Origin of the sequence: Streptomyces sp. NBC_00057 (genome assembly GCF_045041165.1) — a bacterium.
In the GTDB taxonomy this organism is placed as follows: domain Bacteria; phylum Actinomycetota; class Actinomycetes; order Streptomycetales; family Streptomycetaceae; genus Streptomyces.
The window spans coordinates 2,399,528-2,420,202 of sequence record NZ_CP108256.1 but is presented as its reverse complement, the minus strand read 5'-3'; the positions used below and the strand labels follow the sequence as shown (position 1 = coordinate 2,420,202).

Here is a 20,675-nt window from a genome sequence, read left to right as displayed (position 1 = left end):
GCGAGGCCACGGGGGTGGTGGGTCTGCGGCTTCCATACGGAACGCATACGATCCTCTGCGTGTCCAAACTGACCGACCTGCCCAAACGGATTCTGATCGGACGGGCGCTGCGCAGCGACAAGCTGGGAGAAACGCTCCTCCCCAAGCGCATCGCTCTTCCCGTCTTCGCATCCGACCCGCTGTCCTCGGTGGCGTACGCACCCGGAGAAGTTCTCCTGGTGCTCTCCGTCGCGGGCGTGTCGGCCTACCACTTCAGCCCCTGGATCGCGCTCGCCGTCGCGGTCCTGATGTTCACGGTCGTCGCCTCGTACCGTCAGAACGTGCGCGCCTACCCGAGCGGTGGTGGTGACTACGAGGTCGCCACCACCAACCTCGGGCCCAAGGCCGGGCTGACCGTGGCCAGCGCGCTGCTGGTCGACTACGTGCTGACCGTCGCCGTGTCGATCTCCTCCGGGGTCGAGAACCTCGGGTCCGCGATCCCGTTCGTCGTCGAGCACAAGACGGCATGCGCGATCGCGGCCATCGTGCTGCTGACGGTGATGAATCTGCGTGGCGTCAAGGAGTCCGGCAAGCTCTTCGCCATCCCCACGTACCTCTTCGTGGCCGGCGTCTTCATCATGATCATCTGGGGTGCGTTCCAGGGACTGGTCCTCGACGAAACCATGCACGCCCCGACCTCGGGCTACGAGATCAAGGCCGAACACGAGGGACTGGGCGGCTTCGCGCTGGTCTTCCTGCTGCTGCGGGCTTTTTCCTCCGGTTGCGCCGCCCTCACCGGTGTCGAGGCGATCAGCAACGGCGTGCCCGCCTTCCGCAAGCCGAAGAGCAAGAACGCCGCGACGACGCTCTCGATGATGGGTCTCCTGGCCGTCACCATGTTCTGCGGCATCATCGCCCTGGCCATGACCACCGGTGTGAAGATGGCGGAGAACCCGGCCGAGGACCTGATCAACAACGGTGTCCCGGTCGGCCCCGACTACGTCCAGGACCCGGTGATCTCGCAAGTCGCGGCCGCCGTTTTCGGCGAGAATTCGTTCCTCTTCATCGCCCTCGCGGCGGCCACCGCACTCGTTCTCTTCCTGGCCGCCAACACCGCGTACAACGGCTTCCCGCTGCTCGGCTCGATCCTTGCCCAGGACCGCTACCTGCCCCGCCAGCTCCACACCCGCGGTGACCGGCTCGCCTTCTCCAACGGCATCGTGCTGCTGGCGGGCGCGGCGATCCTGCTGACCTGGGTCTACGGAGCGGACTCGACCCGGCTCATCCAGCTCTACATCGTCGGTGTCTTCGTCTCCTTCACCCTCAGCCAGACCGGCATGGTCAGGCACTGGAACCGCCACCTGGCAACGGAGAAGGACCCGGCCGAGCGCCGCCGCATGATCCGCTCCCGCGCGATCAACACCTTCGGCGCCTTCTTCACCGGCCTCGTACTCGTCGTGGTGCTCGCCACCAAGTTCACCCACGGCGCCTGGGTCGCGCTGCTCGGCATGGTGATCTTCTACGGGACGATGACCGCGATCCGCAAGCATTACGACCGGGTCGCCGAGGAGATCGCCGCGGAGGAGACCCCGGTCGACGAGACGATGCGGCCCTCCAGGGTCCACTCGATCGTCCTGGTCTCCAAGCTCCACCGGCCCACGCTGCGCGCCCTCGCCTACGCCAAGCTGATCCGCTCCCACCGTCTGGAGGCGCTCTCCATCAGCGTCGACCCGGCCGAGACCAAGGCACTCAAAGAGGACTGGGAGCGGCGGGGCATCGACATCCCGCTCAAGATCCTCGACTCCCCGTACCGCGAAGTCACCCGCCCGGTCATCGAATACGTGAAGAGCCTGCGCCGGGAGAGCCCGCGCGACGTCGTGAGCGTGTACATCCCGGAGTACGTGGTCGGTCACTGGTACGAGCACCTCCTCCACAACCAGAGCGCCCTGCGCCTCAAGGGGCGGCTGCTGTTCACCCCGGGCGTGATGGTGACCTCCGTGCCCTACCAGCTGGAGTCCTCCGAGGCGGCGAAGAAGCGCGCCAGGAAGCGCGCCGAGTGGAACGCACCGGGCTCGGTGCGCCGCGGACCCGTGGAGCGCAGGCCCAAGGAACCTGCCAACAAGGGCTGACCGCGCCCGCCCGCTCGTGGTAAACGGCCGGACGACACCCACGTAGACTCGTGGGTTGTTGTCCGGCCGTTTTTCCCTTGATCCCTGGAGCCACCCCCTCATGCAGAACGAACCCACGTCGTCGCTGGTCGGGGAGGAGTACGAGGTCGAGGTCGGGCCCGTCGCGCACGGCGGCCACTGCATCGCCCGCACCTCGCAGGGTCAGGTCCTCTTCGTACGGCACACGCTTCCCGGCGAGAAGGTCATCGCCAAGGTCACCGAGGGCGAGAGCGACTCCCGTTTCCTGCGCGCCGACGCGGTACGGATCATCGAGGCGTCCAAGGACCGCGTCGAGGCGCCCTGCCCGTACGCCGGTCCCGGCAAGTGCGGCGGCTGCGACTGGCAGCACGCCAAGCCCGGCGCCCAGCGCAGACTCAAGGGCGAAGTGATCGCCGAACAGCTTCAGCGCCTCGCCGGCCTCACCCCCGAGGAGGCGGGCTGGGACGGCACCGTCATGCCGGCCGAGGGCGACAAGCTTCCGGCGGGCGAGGTACCGGCCTGGCGCACCCGGGTCCAGTACGCCATCGACGAGGACGGCCGTGTCGGCCTGCGCAAGCACCGCTCGCACGACGTGGAGCCGATCGAGCGCTGCCTGATCGCGGCCCCCGGCGTCACCGAGCTCGGCATCGAGAAGCGGGAATGGCCCGGCATGGCCTCGGTGGAAGCCATCGCGGCCACCGGCTCCCACGACCGCCAGGTGATCCTCACCCCGAGGCCCGGCGGCCGGCTGCCCCTCGTCGAGCTCGACAAGCCCGTCTCGGTGATGCGCGTCGACGAGCGCGACGGCGGCGTCCACCGCGTGCACGGCCGCGCCTTCGTCCGCGAGCGCGCCGACGACCGCACCTATCGGGTCGGCTCGGGCGGCTTCTGGCAGGTCCACCCGCAAGCAGCCAACACCCTCGTCCGCGCCGTGATGCAGGGCCTGCTGCCCCGCAAGGGCGACACCGCCCTCGACCTCTACTGCGGCGTCGGCCTGTTCGCGGGCGCCATCGGCCAGCGCATCGGCGAGAAGGGCGCCGTCCTCGGCATCGAGTCCGGCAAGCGCGCCGTGGAGGACGCCCGGCATAACCTGAAGGACCTGGAGCGGGTCCGCATCGAGCACGGCAAGGTCGACCAGGTCCTGCCGCGCACCGGCATCACCGAGACCGACCTGATCGTCCTCGACCCCCCGCGCGCAGGCGCCGGCAAGCAGACGGTCAAGCACCTGACGGGCCTGGGCGCCCGCCGCATCGCGTACGTGGCCTGCGACCCGGCGGCCCTGGCGCGCGACCTGGCGTACTTCCGGGAGGGCGGCTACAAGGTGCGGACGCTGCGCGCGTTCGATCTGTTTCCGATGACCCACCACGTGGAGTGCGTGGCGATTCTGGAGCCGACCACAAAGAGCTCCTGACCTGTGCTTTTGGGCGCGCGCATTACGGGCGATATCTTGGCGCATGTTCGATGCTCGTGGCGCACGTTGACGTACGTTCTGACGGATCGCCACCTTGCTGTTGGTGCAGGTCAGGCGGGATGCCCGACCCACATTCTGAGGTCCGGCTTTGTGAAAACCTGACTCTACGCTGCCCTGGGCGTCAACGCCCAGGGCAGCAAGGCGGCGCCGTGAGCGCCGCTGGGCGGCTCTGAGGTGACTTCAAAGGGTCACTGTTAGTAGCCGGGACCGTACGGGCGAGGCTCGGGATGTCCGGCAGATGGAGTGTCCCGTTGAGCGGGTTCAGGCGTTGCACGTGGCCGTCGGCCCAAGCGATCCATGCCTCGGATCCGTCCCTCTCCGGTCCAGCCGACAGGGTCTCTGCATGGAGGCGCAGGCGTGCTGCTTCCAGATCGGCCAGCCGCTTGCGTTCGGTGGCTTCTGGTGAGCGGTGATCGGTATGGAAACGGGTGACAGCGCTAGTCGGCCGGACCTGTTCCGAGAGCCCTCGCTCCATCAGAGCGCGAGAAACGGGCTGGGTGCACCGTGCCAGGAAACCCGCAAGGCCTCGCGGGCGCGGGTGCACGCGACGAACAGTAGGTTCAACTCGCCGAGCAAGTCATCGCGATGCTGCTGCGCATCCACTTCCGGCGGTGTCAGGGCCGACGCCAGGGGAACGGTGCCATCGTTGGTGCCGGCAACGGCGACACAGCGGAACTCCAAGCCCTTCATCCGGTGCATGGTCCCGATCCGGACGCCGTCGCCGGTCGATTGAGAGGATCCGAGCACGCACACTGGCAGGCCGGACTCCTCCAGCGCTTGGGCGATTTCCTTGCCCAGCTGGAGGTAGCGCACGGCCACGCCGATTTCGCCGGCCTCCACACCGCCAGCCACCCATTGCTCGACCTTCGCCACGAGGTCTGCGATTTCCCCGGACCTGCTTTCGGATCCGTGAAGTTCGGGCTGCCCGCCCCGCAGTACAGACCGGAAACCAGCCAGCGATGCGGTACCGCCGTCCATGTCATCGGGCTTCTCGTTGCTGAGCAGCGCGGTCGACCACTGCAGAATCTCGTGTGTGGTGCGGTAGTTGACGCGTAGGCGGTGGGATCTGCCAGTCACGGTGATGCCGAGATTACGCAACGCCACCTTGTACCCGTAGATGCGCTGGTGGGTATCGCCTGCAATGAACAGGTCGTCGGGGCCTTCGGGGACCAACGCCCTGAGCATGCGCCACTGAGCGGGATGAAGATCCTGAGCTTCGTCGATCACCACATGGTGAAAGGGACGGTCGGTACGAGGCTCCAGCAGACGGGCGGCCTCCGCGCTTACCTGGAGGAAGGTCCACTCTCCCGCATCACGCAGTTCTCGGGTGAACCCCTCCACGGCGCGCCAGACCTGCGCGCGCCGCAGCGGGCTGAGCGGCGTACCCCTGCCGCTACGAGAGGCCTTCAGGTAGGCCTCGGGCGAGCGAAGGTCTTGCGCGAGGATCACTTGACGCCATTCCTGGTCGAGGAACACGTCGTTGAGGTCGAGGCCCAGCCGCTGGGCGATTCGCTTCCAGCGGGTGTGGATCTCCTTCTGGCCGGTGAGTATGGCCAGGGGAGTGCCTCGGTCCTCCCGTACGAGCTGGTTGGCCAGAGCATCGACGTTGACGACTCGGATCTTCGCTCGCAGCGGCGCGTCGGGGATGAGCAGTTCGAGGGCGCCGCGCAGGTCAGCCGCGAGATCCTTCGTGTAGGTCGTGAGCAGGATCGCGCCGTCGGGAGCATCGGTGGGCAACCGCCTGGCGAGGTGGAGGGCGCGGTGCAGGGCTACGACGGTCTTGCCCGTCCCCGGGCCGCCGGTGACCCGCGCCGATCCGCTGTACGAGGGCCGGTAGGCGATGCGCCGCTGGCTGGGATGGAGGAAGACGCGCCACGCATCGAAGGGTCTGGACAGGATGTCCAGCAGCTCTTCGGGCCCGGACAGCAGGGCGATCCTTCCTTGCGAGCGGGCCATGGCCACGGCGAGCTCGTCGCCGATCGAAGGGTGGATCTCTGCGTCGGGAGTGTGCTCTGTCTGGACCGCGACGGACTCACGCCAGACCTCGTCGGGGGTCAGGCCGGCAGCCAGGCCGGCGAGGACGTCGTACTGCTGCTCGGGAAGGAACTTGCGGAGGGCGTCGAGGTGGGCCTCGTCACTGAAGTTCCGTACCAACGGAAGCAGGTCGGGGTCGATACCGAGGCGGGTCAGCTCTTTGTCGGACACGTGGGTGAAGAGCCGCTCGTCCACTGCGGGCGTGGCGCTCCGTACGGAGGCGGCCGCGTGCTCGAGGGCGACGTCATCGCGTAGCTCGATGCCCTGGGTCGCGGAGTTCACCGTTGCCCGGTGGCTCAGTGCCCAGGCGATGGCGTCGTCGTGTGCCATGACCTTGAGGAGAAGGAAGCTGTCCCCGGTGTCCGGGGCGAGGACGACGCCGCGCATGAACTTGTTGACACGGATGGTGCGGATCCGGGGGTCGCGCGGATTCTCCAGCTTCTCCAGGTGAAGCCCGGCATGCCGGTGCTCGCGGAACTTGCCGAAGACCTCGTGAACCCGTTTCTGAACGGGCTTTTCCAGCTTGGCGAACTCCAGGAGGAAGTCCTTGTGGATTCCCAGTGTCGCCATGAAAGCCCCCGGATCGCACGAGTGTTGACGTTTCGACTGATCACCGTACGGTATGGGACGACAATGGCGGGTCGGTGCCGGAGGTCGGGGAGAGGACGGGCGTGCACGCTCAGGAGACTACGTTCAGCAAGCTGGTCCAAGGGGAGAAGCAGTTCCAAGTCCCGCTCTACCAACGTACGTACAGCTGGCAGCGGGACGAACTGCGACAGCTGTGGTACGACGTGCTGGAGTTGGTCGAGGACCGGCAGGAAGGCCGCCCCAATACGGGTCACTTCCTCGGCTCGGTGGTGCTGGCACCCGAGCGCATCGCTGCGGGTGGGATGCAGCGCTGGCTAGTGGTGGACGGCCAGCAGCGGATGACTACCCTGATGCTCGCTTTCACGGCCCTGAGGGACCACCACCGGGACCGGGGCTCGGCGAAGAAGGCCGCCCGCATCAACGACCTTCTCCTGGTCAACGCCTATCAGGACGGCCATGACAGCTACCGTCTGCTGCCGACGCAGGCGGACCGCGATGCCTACATCGCGTGTGTGGACAGCCTTCCGAAGGCCGGTGGCGCCGGAAATGTCGGTGCCGCCTACCGCTTTTTCACCGGTGAGCTGGCCGAGGGGGCGGACAGCGTCGGCGAGGCCTGGGTCGACGCCGTCGAGTCCGTACTCGGCGACTGCCTGTCCATCGTGGCGATCACCGCTGCCGAGGGCGACAACGTCTATCGCATCTTCGAGTCGATCAACAACACCGGAGTCGGGCTCAGCCAGAGTGATCTGCTGCGCAACTACCTCTTCATGTGCCTGCCGAGCAGGGGCGAGGACGTCTACCGCAAGCGGTGGCTTCCGATGCAGGAGCTGCTGGGCCCGAGCAACCTGGAGTTGCTGGTCTGGCTCGACCTCGTCGTCGGCGGCAACAGCAGAGCCCGGCAGAGCGAGATCTACCGAGACCAGAAGAAGCGTCTGGAGCCGTTGGGCGGCGACGAGGAGGCGCTGGAAGCGGAGATCGCCCGGTTCTCCCTGCGCGCCGACCGGCTCATGAGGATCCTGGAGCCCGAGCGGGAGACTGACCCGCAGTTGCGGGCGGTGCTGGAACGACTGTCCCGATGGGGCGGTCAGACCCACTACCCGCCCGCGCTTCACCTCCTCGACCTGGTGGACGAGGGCAGCACCACGGCAGCCGAAGCGACCACGGCCCTCGAGTATGCAGAGAGCTATATGGTGCGGCGCCTCTTCGCGGGGCTGTCCACGACGGGCAGCAACCGGGTGTTCATGGAACTGCCCAAGGAGCTGGACAAGGAAGGGACTCCCTCCGAGGCGGTCCGCCGGTTCCTGTCGCGCAACCGCACGGGCGCGCGCGTGTGGCCCGGTGACGAAGCGGTCCGCGACGCCATCCGCACCCGGCCCTTCTACAAGACGGGCCGTAGCAACCAGCGCTTCCAGATCCTGCGCAGGCTGGAGGAGAGCTACGCGTCGGCCGAGCCCGTCGACTACGGGAAGGCGCAGCTCACCGTGGAACACGTCCTGCCACAGCGTCCCGCGCAACAGTGGTTCGACCTGCTGGCCGAGGAGGCCGGTGACGAGGAGAGCCCCGAGGAGATCCACGCTCTGTTTGTACACACCCTGGGCAACCTGACCCTGTCCGGGGAGAACGCACGTCTATCCAACCACCCCTTCCGCCGCAAACAGGAGCTGTTGGACTCGAGCGCGCTGCGGATGAATCAGCGGATCGCGGCACAGGGCGGTTGGGGGCGGAGGGAGATCCTGGCCCGGGCCGAAGAACTGGCCGACCGGGCGGTGGAGTTGTGGCCCGGCCCGCTGGACGGAGTGGTGCACGCCGACGACGAGTGGGCGGGCTGGCGTGAGTTGCGTGAGATTCTGCTCGCCGTGCCGGCCGGGACCTGGACTTCGTACGGTGATCTGGCTGCCCTCATCGGGACCAGCGCCATCGCCGTCGGAAATCACGTGTCGGCCAAGACGGGTCTGCACTGCGCCTACCGAGTGTTGACCGCTGACGGACGGATCGCCGGCGGGTTCAGGTGGACAGACGACCGGCACTCCGGTGACCCGCGGCTGGTCCTGGAAGCCGAAGGCGTCCCCTTCGACGCGAACGGCCGGGCTTTGAAGTCCCACCGGCTGAGCGCCTCCGACCTGGCGGTCCTGGTGGGCAAGGAGGTGCCGGAGGAGCAGCTCCCGGGGACGGCGCCCCAGGGCGGGGACGAGAAGACGGAGGGCACGGCCGCGCGGTTCGAGGCGCTACTGCGGGACAACCAGCCGCCCGAGGTCGTCGAAGGTGTCCTGGCCGCAATGCGGTTCTGGGAAGAGCAGGGCGGATACCAGGTCTACGGCAAGTCGAACGAGACCAGCTGCTTCCCCACGGTGGACGCGGGGCGGCCGAACGCTCCACGCGCCCTGTGGCCGATCGCGCTGTACCCAGTGACGGGCACGGCGGAGGTGGTCTTCCAGTACCTCAAGCGGCGCCCGCCGTTCGACGACGAGCCGCTGAGGCGAGCGCTGATGCAGCGCTTCAACACCGTCGATGGCATCGACCTGGCCGAGGCCAAGCTGGACCTTCGCCCGTCGTTCCCGCTGGAGGTCTTCGCCGACCACGGCGAGGAGATCCGCGCCGTACTGGAGTGGTTCGTCCACGAGGTCGCCCTGGCGGAGGCCCGGCGTCCGTTCGACGACGTCGATCAGGCTGTGTTGTGACCTGAACCGACCGTCGACGGCGGCCATGTGGCCGGATCGCAGCCTTACCGGAAGATCACTGCTCAGGTAGCCTGCCCGGGCAGTGATCGTCGTCACTCCGGACGTGGGCGCGTGACGGGTGGCCTGCGACCGGAGCACGGGGGCGCATGGAGCTCAACAACCACCAGGGCTGGTACGGAGAGACCTTCGTGGCCGCGATCGCCGCAGCGGCCGGATTTCAGGTGGCTGTGCCCTATCCGGACATCGGCAAGGACCTGATCCTGGGCCGGGACCACGAGGACCCGGACCTGGACGTCCAGATCGCACTCCAGGTGAAGACCCGCCGGGTCGAGGAGGTCGCCGAGACGGATACCGGTTTCAAGATCACGCTGTCGGCCGCAGGCTACAAGCGCCTGCGCGGCAAGCGGCAGGTACCCGCCTACCTGGTGATGGTCCTCGTCCCCACGGATCCGGCACAGTACATCCGCATGGACGAGGAGGCCCTAGTCCTGCGCCGCTGTGCCTACTGGGTCTCGCTGGAGCAGCGCCTTCCACTGCAGCAGGGCCAGAAGACGGTGACTGTCACTGTGCCGCGCGACAATTTGCTCACGGTCGACGCTCTGCACAAGTTCTTCGCCCGGGCGTGTGAGGAGGTGCCCGCACCATGACCGCGATCGGCGTATCCGAAATCGAGCTGGAGCGGTTGCGGCCGCAGGACGTGGCGCACTATCTCAGCAGCAGAGGCTGGCGCGCGGGGATCCAGGTCCGCTACAGCCGCCGCTGGGAACGGGACTGGGCAGGGCGGACGCTCCGCGTCCTGGTGCCCCTGGACACCGACCTGGCGGACTTCGCGGACCGCATGGCCGATCTGGTCGGAGCCTTGGCCGAAATGGAGGGCCGCCCCCCGTCGGCGGTCCACCAGGACCTGACTCTCACCGGTCTCGACGTGCAGTACATCAGGACGCTGCCGAACACGCCGTCGGGGACCATTCCCGTCCAGGCCGGCGTGCTCGCCATGGCGGGTGCCCGCGATCTGCTCCTGGCGGCTGCCTCCCACACCGTCGAGCCGCGACCCGTCCTTCCCCGGCGTAAGAGCCGGGCCGCTCGTGACCTCGTGGACCGTGCCCGCTTCGGGCCCACCGTGCCGGGCAGCTACATCCTCAGTCTTCAGGTACCTCTCCCGGAGCGCAGGCCGCAGCTGTCCCTCTTCGACGACGAACCGGATCCCTTCGCGCGCCAGGTCTCCCGCCGCATGTACGAAGCGGTCGCGGCGGCGCGTACGGCAGCCGAGCGCGCGAAGAGCACAGGCGATCCCGCGCCCTTCACTGATGCCTCGCGCGCCGGGGTCTCCGCCGACCTGTGCGAGGCACTCGCAGGGATCGGCGGAGATGACGACCGCGACTCGCAGGTCCACGGATTCTCGATCGACTTCACCTGGTCACCGCGCTGGCCAGTGCCGCCATTGCCCGTCGTCGCTCCGTTCACACCGAGCCTCGTCCGGACACTTCGCGAGGGTGCCAAGGACATGCGTCGGCAGGCCCCCGAGCCCGGCGTGACCATCATCGGCCGCTCGATCAAGCTCAAGCGTGCCATCGATCAAGGCCCGGGTGAGGTGACGGTGGAAGCGGTGGTCCTCGGCCAGGCCGGTGCAATCGGCCCGAAGCGGCAGATCCACGTCCACCTGAACACCGACGACTACACCCGGGCCACGGACGCCCACGCTCAGGGGCGGACGCTCAAGATCGAGGGTGATCTGAGCCGCCGGGGCACCTACTACGAGCTGACCCAGATCACGGCCTTCGACGTGCTGTGACGGTACCGGTACAGGTGGCGCTGCCAGCGATGCCGGGAAGAGGGTTGCAAGGCCGGTCGTGCGTGTTTGAATTGCTGTGTTTGACGTGAATCGCCCGGGGCGGGCATGCAGAGGGGCGGAATGCCGATGACCACGCCGACCACCGACCTGGCGGGTGTGGCGCAGAGGTCGGTCCGCCGACGCGCCGACGAGCTGGACAGCCAGGCCGTCCCGGAGATCAGCGACCTGGTCGAGGTGCGGGGGACTCGGTGGGTCGTGGCCGACGTCGACCACGTCAAGCCGGAGGCGGACGCGGCAGCCGGGGCCGCCGCCACCCTCGTCACCCTCAACAGCGTCGAGGACGGCCGCTACAACGACACGCTGTCCGTGATCTGGGAGGTCGAGCCCGGCCGCCGTCGGCTCCCTGCCGGGTCGCTCCCGGACGTCACGGCCCAGGGGTTCGACCCACCGGAGCGCCTCGCCGCCTTTCTGGACGCCGTCCGCTGGTCGGCCGTGACCTCTGCGGACGTCCGCACCCTCCAGGCGCCCTTCCGCTCCGGCGTAGCCATCGAGCCCTACCAGCTCGAACCCGTCTCCCGCGCCGTGGCCGCGCCGCGCGTGAACCTGCTCCTCGCGGACGACGTCGGCCTCGGCAAGACCATCGAGGCCGGCCTCGTTGCCCTGGAGCTGATTCTCCGCAACCGCGCCCACAAGATCATGATCGTCTGCCCGGCCGGCCTCACCGTGAAGTGGCGTGACGAGATGGCCGAGAAGTTCGGCCTCGACTTCGCCGTCATCGACTCGGACCGCTGCGCGGAAGTCCGCCGTACCCACGGCAGCGCGGCCAATCCCTTCAACATCTATCCGCAGTGCATCGTCAGCCTGCCGTGGCTGCGCGGCCCCAAGGCCCAGCGCCTGCTCGCCGAGGTGCTGCCCGTCCAGCAGGCCGACGCGGTAATCCCCGCCAAGCGGGCCTTCGACCTGCTCATCCTCGACGAGGCGCACCACGTCGCACCCTCGGCGCCCAAGCAGCTGTACCCGGTCGACTCCCAGCAGACCAAGCTGATTCGCCGTCTCGCCCCGCACTTCGAGCACCGCCTCTTCCTGTCCGCCACCCCGCACAACGGCTACCAGGAGTCGTACACCGCCCTCTTGGAGCTCATCGACGGCCAGCGCTTCGCCCGCGGCGTCGAGCCCGACCCGGAAGCGGTCAAGGACACGGTCGTCCGGCGCCTGAAGTCCGACATCCGCGACCCCAAGACTGGTGAGCGCCGGTTCCTGGAGCGGGAGACACGCGCCCTTCCCGTGGAATACACCGAGGACGAGCGCCGCATCCACGGCCTCCTCAAGGAGTACGCGCAGCTGCGCCGGGCGAAGCTCGGCACGCGCTTCAAGGGCGGGCGCAAGGCCGCCGACCTGGTCACCCTGCTGCTGAAGAAGCGCCTCTTCTCCTCGCCCGACGCCTTCGCCCGCACGATCGGCGTCTACCTGGAGACCCTCCGCACCAAGAAGCAGCAGGCCGCGGAAGAGGTCGAGGACTGGCAGGAGACCTTCTTCGACGACTACGCCGACTACGACGACGAGCCGCTCGCCGAGGCCGAGGACGACGCCATCGCGCGCGCCACCACCCTCCAGCCCGGCACCGACGGCGACGAGGCCGTCCTGCTGGAGCGGATGCGGGACTGGGCCCAGCGCCATCAGGCCCAGGCCGATTCCAAGGCCCGGGAACTCATCACATACCTCAAGGCCCAGTGCCTGACGTCGGACGGCAAGTACTGGCTCAACGAGCGGGTCGTCGTCTTCACCGAATACCGCGACACCCAGATCTGGCTCCAGAACCTGCTCCGCGACCACGGCCTCGGTGGTGACCGCGTCGCCCTACTGCACGGCGGGATGAACGCAGAGGAGCGCGAGCAGCTGCGCCTCGCCTTCCAGGCCGAGCCCGCCGAGAACGACGTACGTATTTTGCTGGCCACCGACGCGGCGAGCGAGGGCATCGACCTTCAGCGGCACTGCCACCGTCTGGTCAACTACGACATCCCCTTCAACCCCAACAAGCTGGAACAGCGCATCGGCCGCGTGGACCGCTACGGCCAGCTCACCGCTCCCGAAATCGTGCACTTCATCGGCAGCGGCTACGAGAAGGCCACGGATACCTACGAGGCCGACCTCGAGTTCCTTTCCCGCGTCGCCGTCAAGGTAGCCCGGATGCAGGAGGACCTCGGCAAGGTCAACGCCGTCCTCGCCGACGCGGTCCAACGCCGGATGACTGGCGACCTCGGCACCGACTTCGACGTCGAGCACGCGGAGGCGTACGCCAACCGCAAGGCCAGGCGCGGCGGCAACGTCGCAGCCGAGCGCGATGCCCAGGCCCAGGCGCTGCGCCTCAAGGAGCAGGTCGACACCACCAGGAGCACGCTCGGCGTCACCCCGCAGCGGGTCGCCCGAGTTGTCTCCACGGCGCTGCCGCTCGCCCGCCAGCAGGTCATCCGTCCCACCCTGGACGACCGAGAGGCGGCCGAAGGCCTCTACGAGGTCCCCACCCTCACCGGCTCCTGGGAGCGGGCCACCCACGGCCTCGCGGACAAGCTCCGCCCCGAGGTCCAGCGGCCCGTGACCTTCGACCCGGCCGAGGTGAAGGACCGGGACGACGTCGTCCTCGCCCACCTGGGCCACCCGCTCGTGGCCATGTCCACCCGGCTGCTGCGCGCGGCCGTCTGGAACAAGAACCGCACGCGCCTCGCCCGGGTCTCGGCGGTCATCAGCGATCACCCGGAGCTGGAGACCACCCTCGTCGGCGCCTTCGCCCGCTTCGTCCTCGTCGGCGCGGACGGCGTACGCCTGCACGAGGAGATCCTCCAGGCCGGCGGCTGGCTCCGGGAGCCCGAAGCGGGACGACCCGCCCGCTTCAGCCGCCTGGAGAAGCTGACCACGGTCGGCGAGATCCTCGACGACGCCTTCACCCGCGCCACCCCGGCCTCGCCGCTGCTCCAGACCCGGCTCAGCGAGTCCTGGCCGCACGTCGGTGAGGGCCTGGTGTCCGCACTGGAGTGGCGGGCCCGCAACCGCCAGACTGCGCTGGAAGGCCGACTGGAGACCCGTCGCCGCGACGAGTCCGAGCGGATCTCCGCCAACATCGACCGGTTCCGGGACTCCCTGCGCGCCGCCCTCGGAGCGGACCCCGACGAGCACCCGGAAGGCCAGCTGGAGCTGGACTTCTACGAGGCCGAGCAGAAGCAGTGGGACCGCGAGAACTGGGACCGCAAGCTGAAGGCACTCGAGAGCGAGAAGGAACGCGAACTCGCTTTCATTGCGGCCCGCTACGCCCAGCCCAAGGCGCTGCTGTTCCCCGTCGCCGTCGTCTTCGTCGTTCCCCGCCGGGAGGCAGTGAAGTGAGCACCACCAGCACGCGCACGTCGGGACCCGGCCGCGGACGGACCCGCAGCGGCGCCCCGCTGCCCCCCGACGGCAAGCAGCAGCACCTGGACTGGCTCAGCCTGGTCGATGTATCGGGCCCGTTCCTCACCCTGCCCATCCTGCTGAAGACCTGGGCGCAGCTCGACTCGCTGGACAAGCCGCTGCGCGACCGCCTCCGCTACGAGCACGGCGTCTGGCAGTCCGACCCGGCGGCCGGCCAGGCCGACTGGACCGCCTTCGTCCTCGGCGAACTACTGGGCTGGGGTGACGCACTGCGAGAGGGCCCCGACTTCTCGGAAGCCTTGGCGGTGGACGTGCCGGAGCACGACGGAGAGCGGATCACCCCGTCCTTCGCCCTCTTCGAACCGGGCAGCGAGGCCGCAGACACGGCGGCGCTGGTCGCCGACTGCGCGATCCTGGGCCTGACCGTGCCCGCCGGCCAGCACCCGGCGAAGCGCGTCGCGGGCTCGGCCTGGTCGGCCACCCCGATCGACCGGGTGGCGCACCTGTGCCGGCACCACGGCATCGAGCTGGGCCTCGTCACGGAAGGCCGCTGGTGGGCCCTGGTCTGGGCACCGCGCGGCGGCGTCACGACGTCCGCCGTCTTCGACACCGTGGACTGGCCCTCGCCCGCGGAACGGGTCGTCGTCCGTGCCTTCCTGTCCTTGCTGCACCGGCGCCGCTTCTTCTCCGTCCCGGACGACGAGACGCTGCTGCCGCTGCTCCGGGAGTCCCTGGACAGCCAGGAGGACGTGACGGACGCGCTCGGCGTCCAGGTCCGCCAGGCCGTCGAACTGCTGGTGGAGGCCATCGGCCGCGCCGACATCAGCGAGCGTGCGGACGGGCGTCGCGGACTGTCCGACGTGCCTGCGCAGGACGTCTACCGGGGCGCCGTCGCGATCATGATGCGGGTGGTGTTCCTGCTCTTCGCGGAGGAACGGGGGCTGCTGCCGAGCGACAACGAACTGTACGTACGGGCCTATTCAGCGGGCCGCCTGTGCCAGGAGCTGGAGGACCTGGCCAAGCAGACCACAGAGGAGGACCTGGAGGAGACCACGGCCGGCTGGCACCGGCTGATCGCCCTCTTCAATGCGGTGTACGGGGGAGTGGACCACCCTGCGCTCGCCATGCACGCGTACGACGGCTCGATCTTCGACCCGAACGCCTTCCCGTGGCTGGAGGGCCGCGGGACGGGTGAGAACGACCCGGCGGAGCCGCTGCCGATCGACGACCGGACCGTGCTCCACATGCTCCAGTCCGTCCAGTACGTCTGGATCGGGACGGGCAAGAAGAAGGAACGCCGGCGGCTGACCTTCCGGACACTGGACGTCGAGCAGATCGGCTACGTGTACGAGGGTCTGCTCTCGTACCAGGGTCGCCGGGCCGAGGACACGATCGTCGGGCTCGTCGGAAAGCCGGGGATGGAGGCCGAGGTCCTGCTGACCCGGCTGGAGTCGCTGGCCCGGACGAAGGGCGAGGGGCTGGGCGCGGCCCTGTCGGAGGAGTACCACAAGGCGACGGGCCTCGGTGCCGCGGCGAAGGTGACGAAGCTGCTGGCGCCGGTGGGCGAGGCGGAGCGCGGTGAGGCCCGCGCGAAGCTGCTGGCGGCGACGGACAACGACGGCCTGCTTGCGGACCGCCTGCTCCCCTTCTACGGCATCATCCGCCGGGACCTGCGCGACCTGCCGGTGGTGATCCGGCCGGGCGCGCTGTTCGTGACGGAGTCCTCGCTCCGGAAGAACACGGGCACGCACTACACCCCGAAGTCCCTGGCCCAGCAGGTCGCGGACGGGGCGCTGGAACCGCTGGTCTACGAGTACGGCCCGCTCCAAACGGCGGAGCGATCGCAGTGGCGGCCGAAGAGGTCCGAGGAGATCCTCAAGCTCAAGGTCGCGGACATCGCGATGGGCTCGGCGGCGTTCTTGGTGGCTGCTTGCCGGTACCTGGCGGGCGCGCTGGTGGAGGCGTGGTCCCGGGAGGGCGAGGAGCGGGCGAGGGCGTACCTGGCAGCGGCGGAGTCACTGTCGGTGTCGGCGGTGGACGCCGAGGCGGACCCGGTGATGGTGGAGGCCCGACGCCAGATCATCGAGCACTGCCTGTACGGCGTGGACATCAACCCGATGGCCGTGGAGATGGCGAAGTTGTCGCTGTGGCTGGTCTCGATGGACCGCGAGCGGCCGTTCACTTTCTTGGACGACCGCCTGGTGGCGGGCGACTCACTGCTCGGCATCACGTCTGTTGAGCAGCTTGAGGCGATGCACCTGGACCCGGTCCGGGGGCGTGAGCTGGGCAAGGACACCCTCGACTTCACGGGCGGTGTCCGGCGGGTGGTGGCGGAGGTCGCCGAGGAACGCCGCAAGCTGGCCGACATCAAGGGCACGGACCTGGAGGCGCTGGCCCGCAAGCGGGCGATCCTGGTGTCGGCGCGGGAGAAGGCGCGTCAGGCGTCTGTCTTCGCTGACCTTGTGGCGGGCGCGGCCCTGGCTGGTGCGGGTCGCAGTCAGGTGGAACAGGACCAGCTGTCGTTCGAGGCGGTGTCCACTGCGCATGCGGTGGCCGATGCGGGCGACGACGAGGTGGCTGCCGAGCTGGACCTTCGGCGGGCGGAGGCGCTGGCACGAAAGTGGCTGGCGACGGGGCGGCCGGAGGGGGCGTTCGACCGGGAACCGGTTCATCTGCCGCTGGTGTTCCCGGAGGTCTGGGAGGAACGGGGTGGGTTTGATGCAGTGGTAGGGAATCCACCTTTTCTTGGTGGGACTAGAATTTCAGGACCCATGGGTGTTGCCTACCGGAAGTACCTAGCGGAGTCGATCGTCGGATTTGAAACCGACAGGGCTGATCTTGCCGCATTCTTCACTCGCAGGGCGGCTGACATTGCAAACACTGGTGGTAAGGTCGGGCTCGTGACCACCCATGGCGTGGCCCAAGGAACCAGTATGCAGGTGAGCCTTGGTTACCTTACTGCGCATGGCTGGACTTGCTATAAAGCCGTACCGAAGCGCCCGTGGTCCACGCGCAGTGCCTCCGTTTATATCATCCAATTTCACATTTCGGCCACTAAGTGGCATGGTGAATATTGGCTGGATGGAAACCGGGTGACCGGTATAACTGCCGCACTCGCCCCGATGAGTCGATCGACCTGGAAGCCACAGGCGCTCGCGGAGAACCTTGGGATGGGGCTGCAAGGGAGCAAGCCGTCGGGTAAGGCATTCATTCTCGATGATCTGGAGCGCTCCGCCATGCTTGCGGACGCCCCGGAGAATTCCGCCGTAGTGCGGCCCTACCTTACCGGTAGTGATCTTTATGCTACGCCCGAAGGGAATGCGCGGCGGCATATTGTCAATTTTAGGGATTGGGATCGCGAGAGGGCAGCCGAATTTGTCCGTCCTTTCAGGCGTGTCGAGCGGCTTGTCGAGTTGGAGCGTATCGGAAGTTCGGAGGAGGGGAATCCGAATTGGTGGCAGTTTGGGCGACCTGCAACGGAGCTCTATCGAAGGATCGAGAGCCTTGATAGGGTAATTGTGTTCGCGGAGACGAGTAAGACGCTGACTCCGGTCATGGTTTCCGTGGGGCCCACCTTCAGTAATACTGTCGTCGTTCTCCCGTTTGCGGATTACGGGACATTTGCCGTCCTGGCTAGTGCGCCGCATTATTGGTGGGCTTTGAGTAATGGGACTTCAATGAAGAAGGACCCCAGATATCAGGTCCCGAGGTGCTTTGAGAACTACCCAAGACCAGTAATTGACGGGCTGCAGGGTGTGGGAATGCAGTTCAGTGAAATCCGGTCTGATATCGCCCGGCGGCGTGGAGTCGGGCTGACTGAACTTTACAATCTGTTTCACGATGAATGTTGCGGTGATTCCGATATTGAGGAGCTTCGGGCGATTCAGCGGAAGGTAGATGCCGAAGTTCTTCGTGCGTACGGCTGGAAAAACCTTCTCGACCAGTCTGGCGGTTTGGATCACGGATTTCACCCGACGGAGCAGGGTCCTCGCTACACCGTCGGACCCGTCGTGCGGCAAGAGATCCTCGACCGGCTTCTCGAAGAGAACCAGCGGCGCTACGCCGCCGAAGTCGCCGTCGGCCTGCATGACAAGAAGGGCGCTAAGAAGAAGGCGACGGCGGCACGCGCCAGCCGGAGGCCGAAGCCTCCGGCTGAGGAGCCGCCGAGTCTGTTCTGAGGCAGGTGCCGGCGGAGCCGTTCAGCGCCGACCGCACAGGGCTCCGTCGCCCCCTCGTTCGCGGACGACCGTGATCGACACCCACGGCTGGAGGACGTACACGTTGCCGTTCTCGAACTCCAGCCGCTTCCGGCGTCCTTGCAACTCCCGCACGTCCACCACCCGGTGCGGGACTCCGCCGGCCGCCAGCACGTCACCGCACTGAATGCCGTCGGCCGTTACTTTCAGGCTCTGCGCGACTCGCCTGGTTGTGTCTGCCCTCGCCAGGCTCCGCTTGTTGTGCTCGCGGAGCCTGGCCAGTAGCTCCTCGCGACGTGCAGCGGCGCGCTGCTTCGGGTCCGGCGAACGGTCGGTCACGGCGCGCAGTTCCTCAGCGCCGCCGCCAGCTTCCACGCCACGTCCGTGCGGCAGCACCCCAACTCCACCAGCGGCGCCAGGTACTTGCTCGTCAGCGACACGGAATCGACCCCGAGCGACGGCAGTACGACATCCACCGCCGCCAGCGCCTCGCGCAACTCGTCTCGCGCCGCCTCCGTCGCCCTGGTTTTCTCAACCATGCTCCCGTGCCTGCCCGTGCGGAAGTACATGGCGCAGGTTGTTCCTGGCTTGCTGCAGACAGACGCGTATGCACGCGCGCTACTTCGTACCAGTCGGCCCCGTGACACGGATGCGCAGATCGAGCAGTTGGTCTCGGCTCGGATGGAGCGACAGTCGATCCTCGCCGGTAGCTCCCCTCCCTTGCTGTGGTGCATCCTGGACGAAGCCGTGGTCCGTCGCCCGGTGGGTGGGCCGTTGGTCATGCGAGGTCAGCTGGTTCACTTGCTGGCGCAGCGCAGAGCTCGCACGTTGTCTTGCAGGTGCTGCCCTTTGGTGCGGGTGAACACCCCGTGATGGGTGGATCGTTGACGCTCCTCAGCTTCGAGAGGGGGCCGGACGTGGCATACACCGAGAGCTCGCACGCAGGTGAACTCATTGAGGCCCCTGAAGAGGTGGCGGAGTACACGCTCGCCTACGATCTTCTGCAGGCGAAGGCTCTACCGCCGGATGAGTCGGTGACCCTTGTCCGTTCAGCCCTGGAGGACCGGAATGCGCGTCGCGCGAGGCGATCTGAGCAACGCCAGTTGGCGAAAGAGCACGTACAGCAACGGGCAGGGTGGCGACTGCGTCGAGGTCACTGACGGCGTCCCCGGTGCCGTCCCTGTCCGGGACAGCAAGCGCCCCGCCGGCCCCGTACTCGTCGTCGGTGCGCCCGCCTGGATCATGTTCATCGGGCACCTGCGTCAGTCGTAGCCGCCGGGGCGCGGATCCCCACGACCCGGTGCCGTGCGATGCCCTTCAAAGAAACGGGTGAGAACCCTCCCAACCAAACCCGGGGCTCAACTCCCTTCGCCACCCGATCGGGTGATGGGACCGCGCCGCCCGACACGGGTGGGGTACGGTCGCGGAAACAACCCCCATACAGACAGACGGCCCCCGACAGGACGGCAATCCTGGCGAGGGCCTGACCAATCCGGAAGAGAGAAGCTTCCCGATGGCTGACCCGCAGTCTAACGCGGCCGCGCCTCCGTGCCCCGTGTTCGCGATCCCCGAGGACGCACCCCGCGCCGGGGTGATCCACGTACGCCACCGTCACACCGACCGGTTCACGGTCGTCGGCAACCACCTCGCCCAGCACCCGCACCTCTCCGCCGCTGCGATCGGCATCGGTGTGTACATCCAGTCGCTGCCCGACGGAGCCTCCGTTACCGCGAAAGCGCTGACCCTCCGGTTCCGCGAGGGAGAGATCACCATCCGGCGGGCCCTCAACGAGCTTGAAGCAGCCGGGTACTTGGAGCGTCGCCGCGTACCGCTCGGCGGTGGCCGGTTCGCGACCCGCACCCTGGCCTATGACAAGCCCGGCTGTGCGCCCGTACGGCAGCCTGCCCCCCTGAAGAGGGAGCCGGCCGAGGTCGCGCCCGCGCAGGCCGCCGCCCCACCGCACGCGCTCGCCGCCAGCGGACCGGCCGCCGAACTCCTCGCCCAGCTACGGCTCATCGACCCCCGTCTGATCCTCGCCGTCCGCGACGTGCAGCGCCTGGTACCCGCCGTCGAAGCGTGGCTGGCCCGCTCCGCGACCCCGGATCAGATCACCCGCACCCTCACGGCGAACCTCCCGCCCGCGCCGGTGCCCATCCATCACCCGCCCCGCTTCCTCGAACACCGCCTGACCGCCTTGCTGCCACCACCGCTTCCGGCCTCCCCGCTACCGTCACCGCGTCCCGCGCCCCTGATCACTTGTGACGGCTGCGAGCGCGCGTTCCGCAGCCACGACCCTGAGGCCCAGTGCACGGACTGCGCGCCACCGGTCGCCGAAGCGGGCTGAGACGCATACCCCCTGGTCACAGGAGGATGTGGCCGGTAGCCATGGGG

General features: G+C 68.0%; 12 protein-coding genes and 1 pseudogene. 10 read left to right on the top strand and 3 right to left on the bottom strand.

Annotation, left to right across the window (positions count from 1 at the left end; all coding sequences use genetic code 11):
• The first annotated feature begins 59 nt into the window (after window positions 1-59).
• Both OG953_RS11360 and OG953_RS11355 read left to right on the top strand, forming a co-directional pair.
• Window positions 60-2,108: an APC family permease gene (locus tag OG953_RS11360; RefSeq protein ID WP_405683949.1), complete on the top strand. Its 2,049-nt coding sequence runs from the start codon at window positions 60-62 to the stop codon at window positions 2,106-2,108.
• Between the two features lie 100 nt (window positions 2,109-2,208).
• Window positions 2,209-3,537, top strand: a complete 1,329-nt coding sequence (locus OG953_RS11355; RefSeq protein ID WP_405683948.1) for a class I SAM-dependent RNA methyltransferase — start codon at window positions 2,209-2,211, stop codon at window positions 3,535-3,537.
• A 534-nt stretch (window positions 3,538-4,071) separates the two neighbouring features.
• On the opposite strand, the gene OG953_RS11350 is transcribed toward OG953_RS11355, so the two are convergent.
• On the bottom strand, window positions 4,072-6,201 hold the full coding sequence (locus OG953_RS11350) for a UvrD-helicase domain-containing protein (RefSeq protein WP_405683946.1): 2,130 nt from the start codon (window positions 6,199-6,201) through the stop codon (window positions 4,072-4,074).
• Between the two features lie 101 nt (window positions 6,202-6,302).
• On the opposite strand from OG953_RS11350, the gene OG953_RS11345 reads away from it, so the two are divergent.
• The 5 genes from OG953_RS11345 to OG953_RS11325 all read left to right on the top strand — a co-directional run bounded on the left by OG953_RS11345 (window position 6,303) and on the right by OG953_RS11325 (window position 18,266).
• On the top strand, window positions 6,303-8,897 hold the full coding sequence (locus OG953_RS11345; protein ID WP_405683945.1) for a DUF262 domain-containing protein: 2,595 nt from the start codon (window positions 6,303-6,305) through the stop codon (window positions 8,895-8,897).
• A gap of 146 nt (window positions 8,898-9,043) precedes the next feature.
• Complete coding sequence (locus OG953_RS11340; RefSeq protein WP_405683943.1) at window positions 9,044-9,544, top strand: DUF4365 domain-containing protein; 501 nt, start codon at window positions 9,044-9,046, stop codon at window positions 9,542-9,544.
• Window positions 9,541-10,689 (top strand): hypothetical protein, encoded by a 1,149-nt coding sequence (locus tag OG953_RS11335; RefSeq protein WP_405683941.1) that lies wholly within the window; start codon window positions 9,541-9,543, stop codon window positions 10,687-10,689. Before OG953_RS11340 ends, OG953_RS11335 begins: the two co-directional genes overlap by 4 nt.
• Window positions 10,690-10,815: 126 nt before the next feature.
• The gene (gene drmD, locus OG953_RS11330) at window positions 10,816-14,064 is read left to right on the top strand and encodes a DISARM system SNF2-like helicase DrmD (RefSeq protein ID WP_405683940.1); all 3,249 of its coding nucleotides are present in this window, start codon (window positions 10,816-10,818) and stop codon (window positions 14,062-14,064) included.
• Window positions 14,061-18,266 carry an Eco57I restriction-modification methylase domain-containing protein gene (locus OG953_RS11325; protein ID WP_405683939.1) on the top strand — a complete coding sequence of 1,402 codons (4,206 nt, stop codon included), beginning with the start codon at window positions 14,061-14,063 and terminating at the stop codon, window positions 18,264-18,266. The genes drmD and OG953_RS11325 overlap by 4 nt, the downstream gene beginning before the upstream one ends.
• 21 nt (window positions 18,267-18,287) lie before the next feature.
• Here the strand turns inward: OG953_RS11325 and OG953_RS11320 are convergent, their stop codons facing one another.
• Together OG953_RS11320 and OG953_RS11315 are read right to left on the bottom strand one after the other, a co-directional pair.
• Complete coding sequence (locus tag OG953_RS11320) at window positions 18,288-18,623, bottom strand: hypothetical protein (RefSeq protein WP_405683938.1); 336 nt, start codon at window positions 18,621-18,623, stop codon at window positions 18,288-18,290.
• Window positions 18,620-18,823, bottom strand: a complete 204-nt coding sequence (locus OG953_RS11315; RefSeq protein ID WP_405683937.1) for a hypothetical protein — start codon at window positions 18,821-18,823, stop codon at window positions 18,620-18,622. The genes OG953_RS11320 and OG953_RS11315 overlap by 4 nt, the downstream gene beginning before the upstream one ends.
• On the opposite strand from OG953_RS11315, the pseudogene OG953_RS11310 reads away from it, so the two are divergent.
• From OG953_RS11310 to OG953_RS11300, 3 genes and pseudogenes are all read left to right on the top strand, one after another.
• Window positions 18,822-19,444, top strand: a pseudogene (locus tag OG953_RS11310) (DUF5753 domain-containing protein). The gene OG953_RS11315 and the pseudogene OG953_RS11310 overlap by 2 nt on opposite strands.
• Window positions 19,353-19,556, top strand: coding sequence for a DUF397 domain-containing protein (locus OG953_RS11305; RefSeq protein WP_405683935.1), 204 nt, complete (start codon window positions 19,353-19,355; stop codon window positions 19,554-19,556). The pseudogene OG953_RS11310 and the gene OG953_RS11305 overlap by 92 nt, the downstream one beginning before the upstream one ends.
• 241 nt (window positions 19,557-19,797) lie before the next feature.
• The gene (locus OG953_RS11300; RefSeq protein WP_405683933.1) at window positions 19,798-20,628 is read left to right on the top strand and encodes a hypothetical protein; all 831 of its coding nucleotides are present in this window, start codon (window positions 19,798-19,800) and stop codon (window positions 20,626-20,628) included.
• Window positions 20,629-20,675 lie beyond the last annotated feature (47 nt).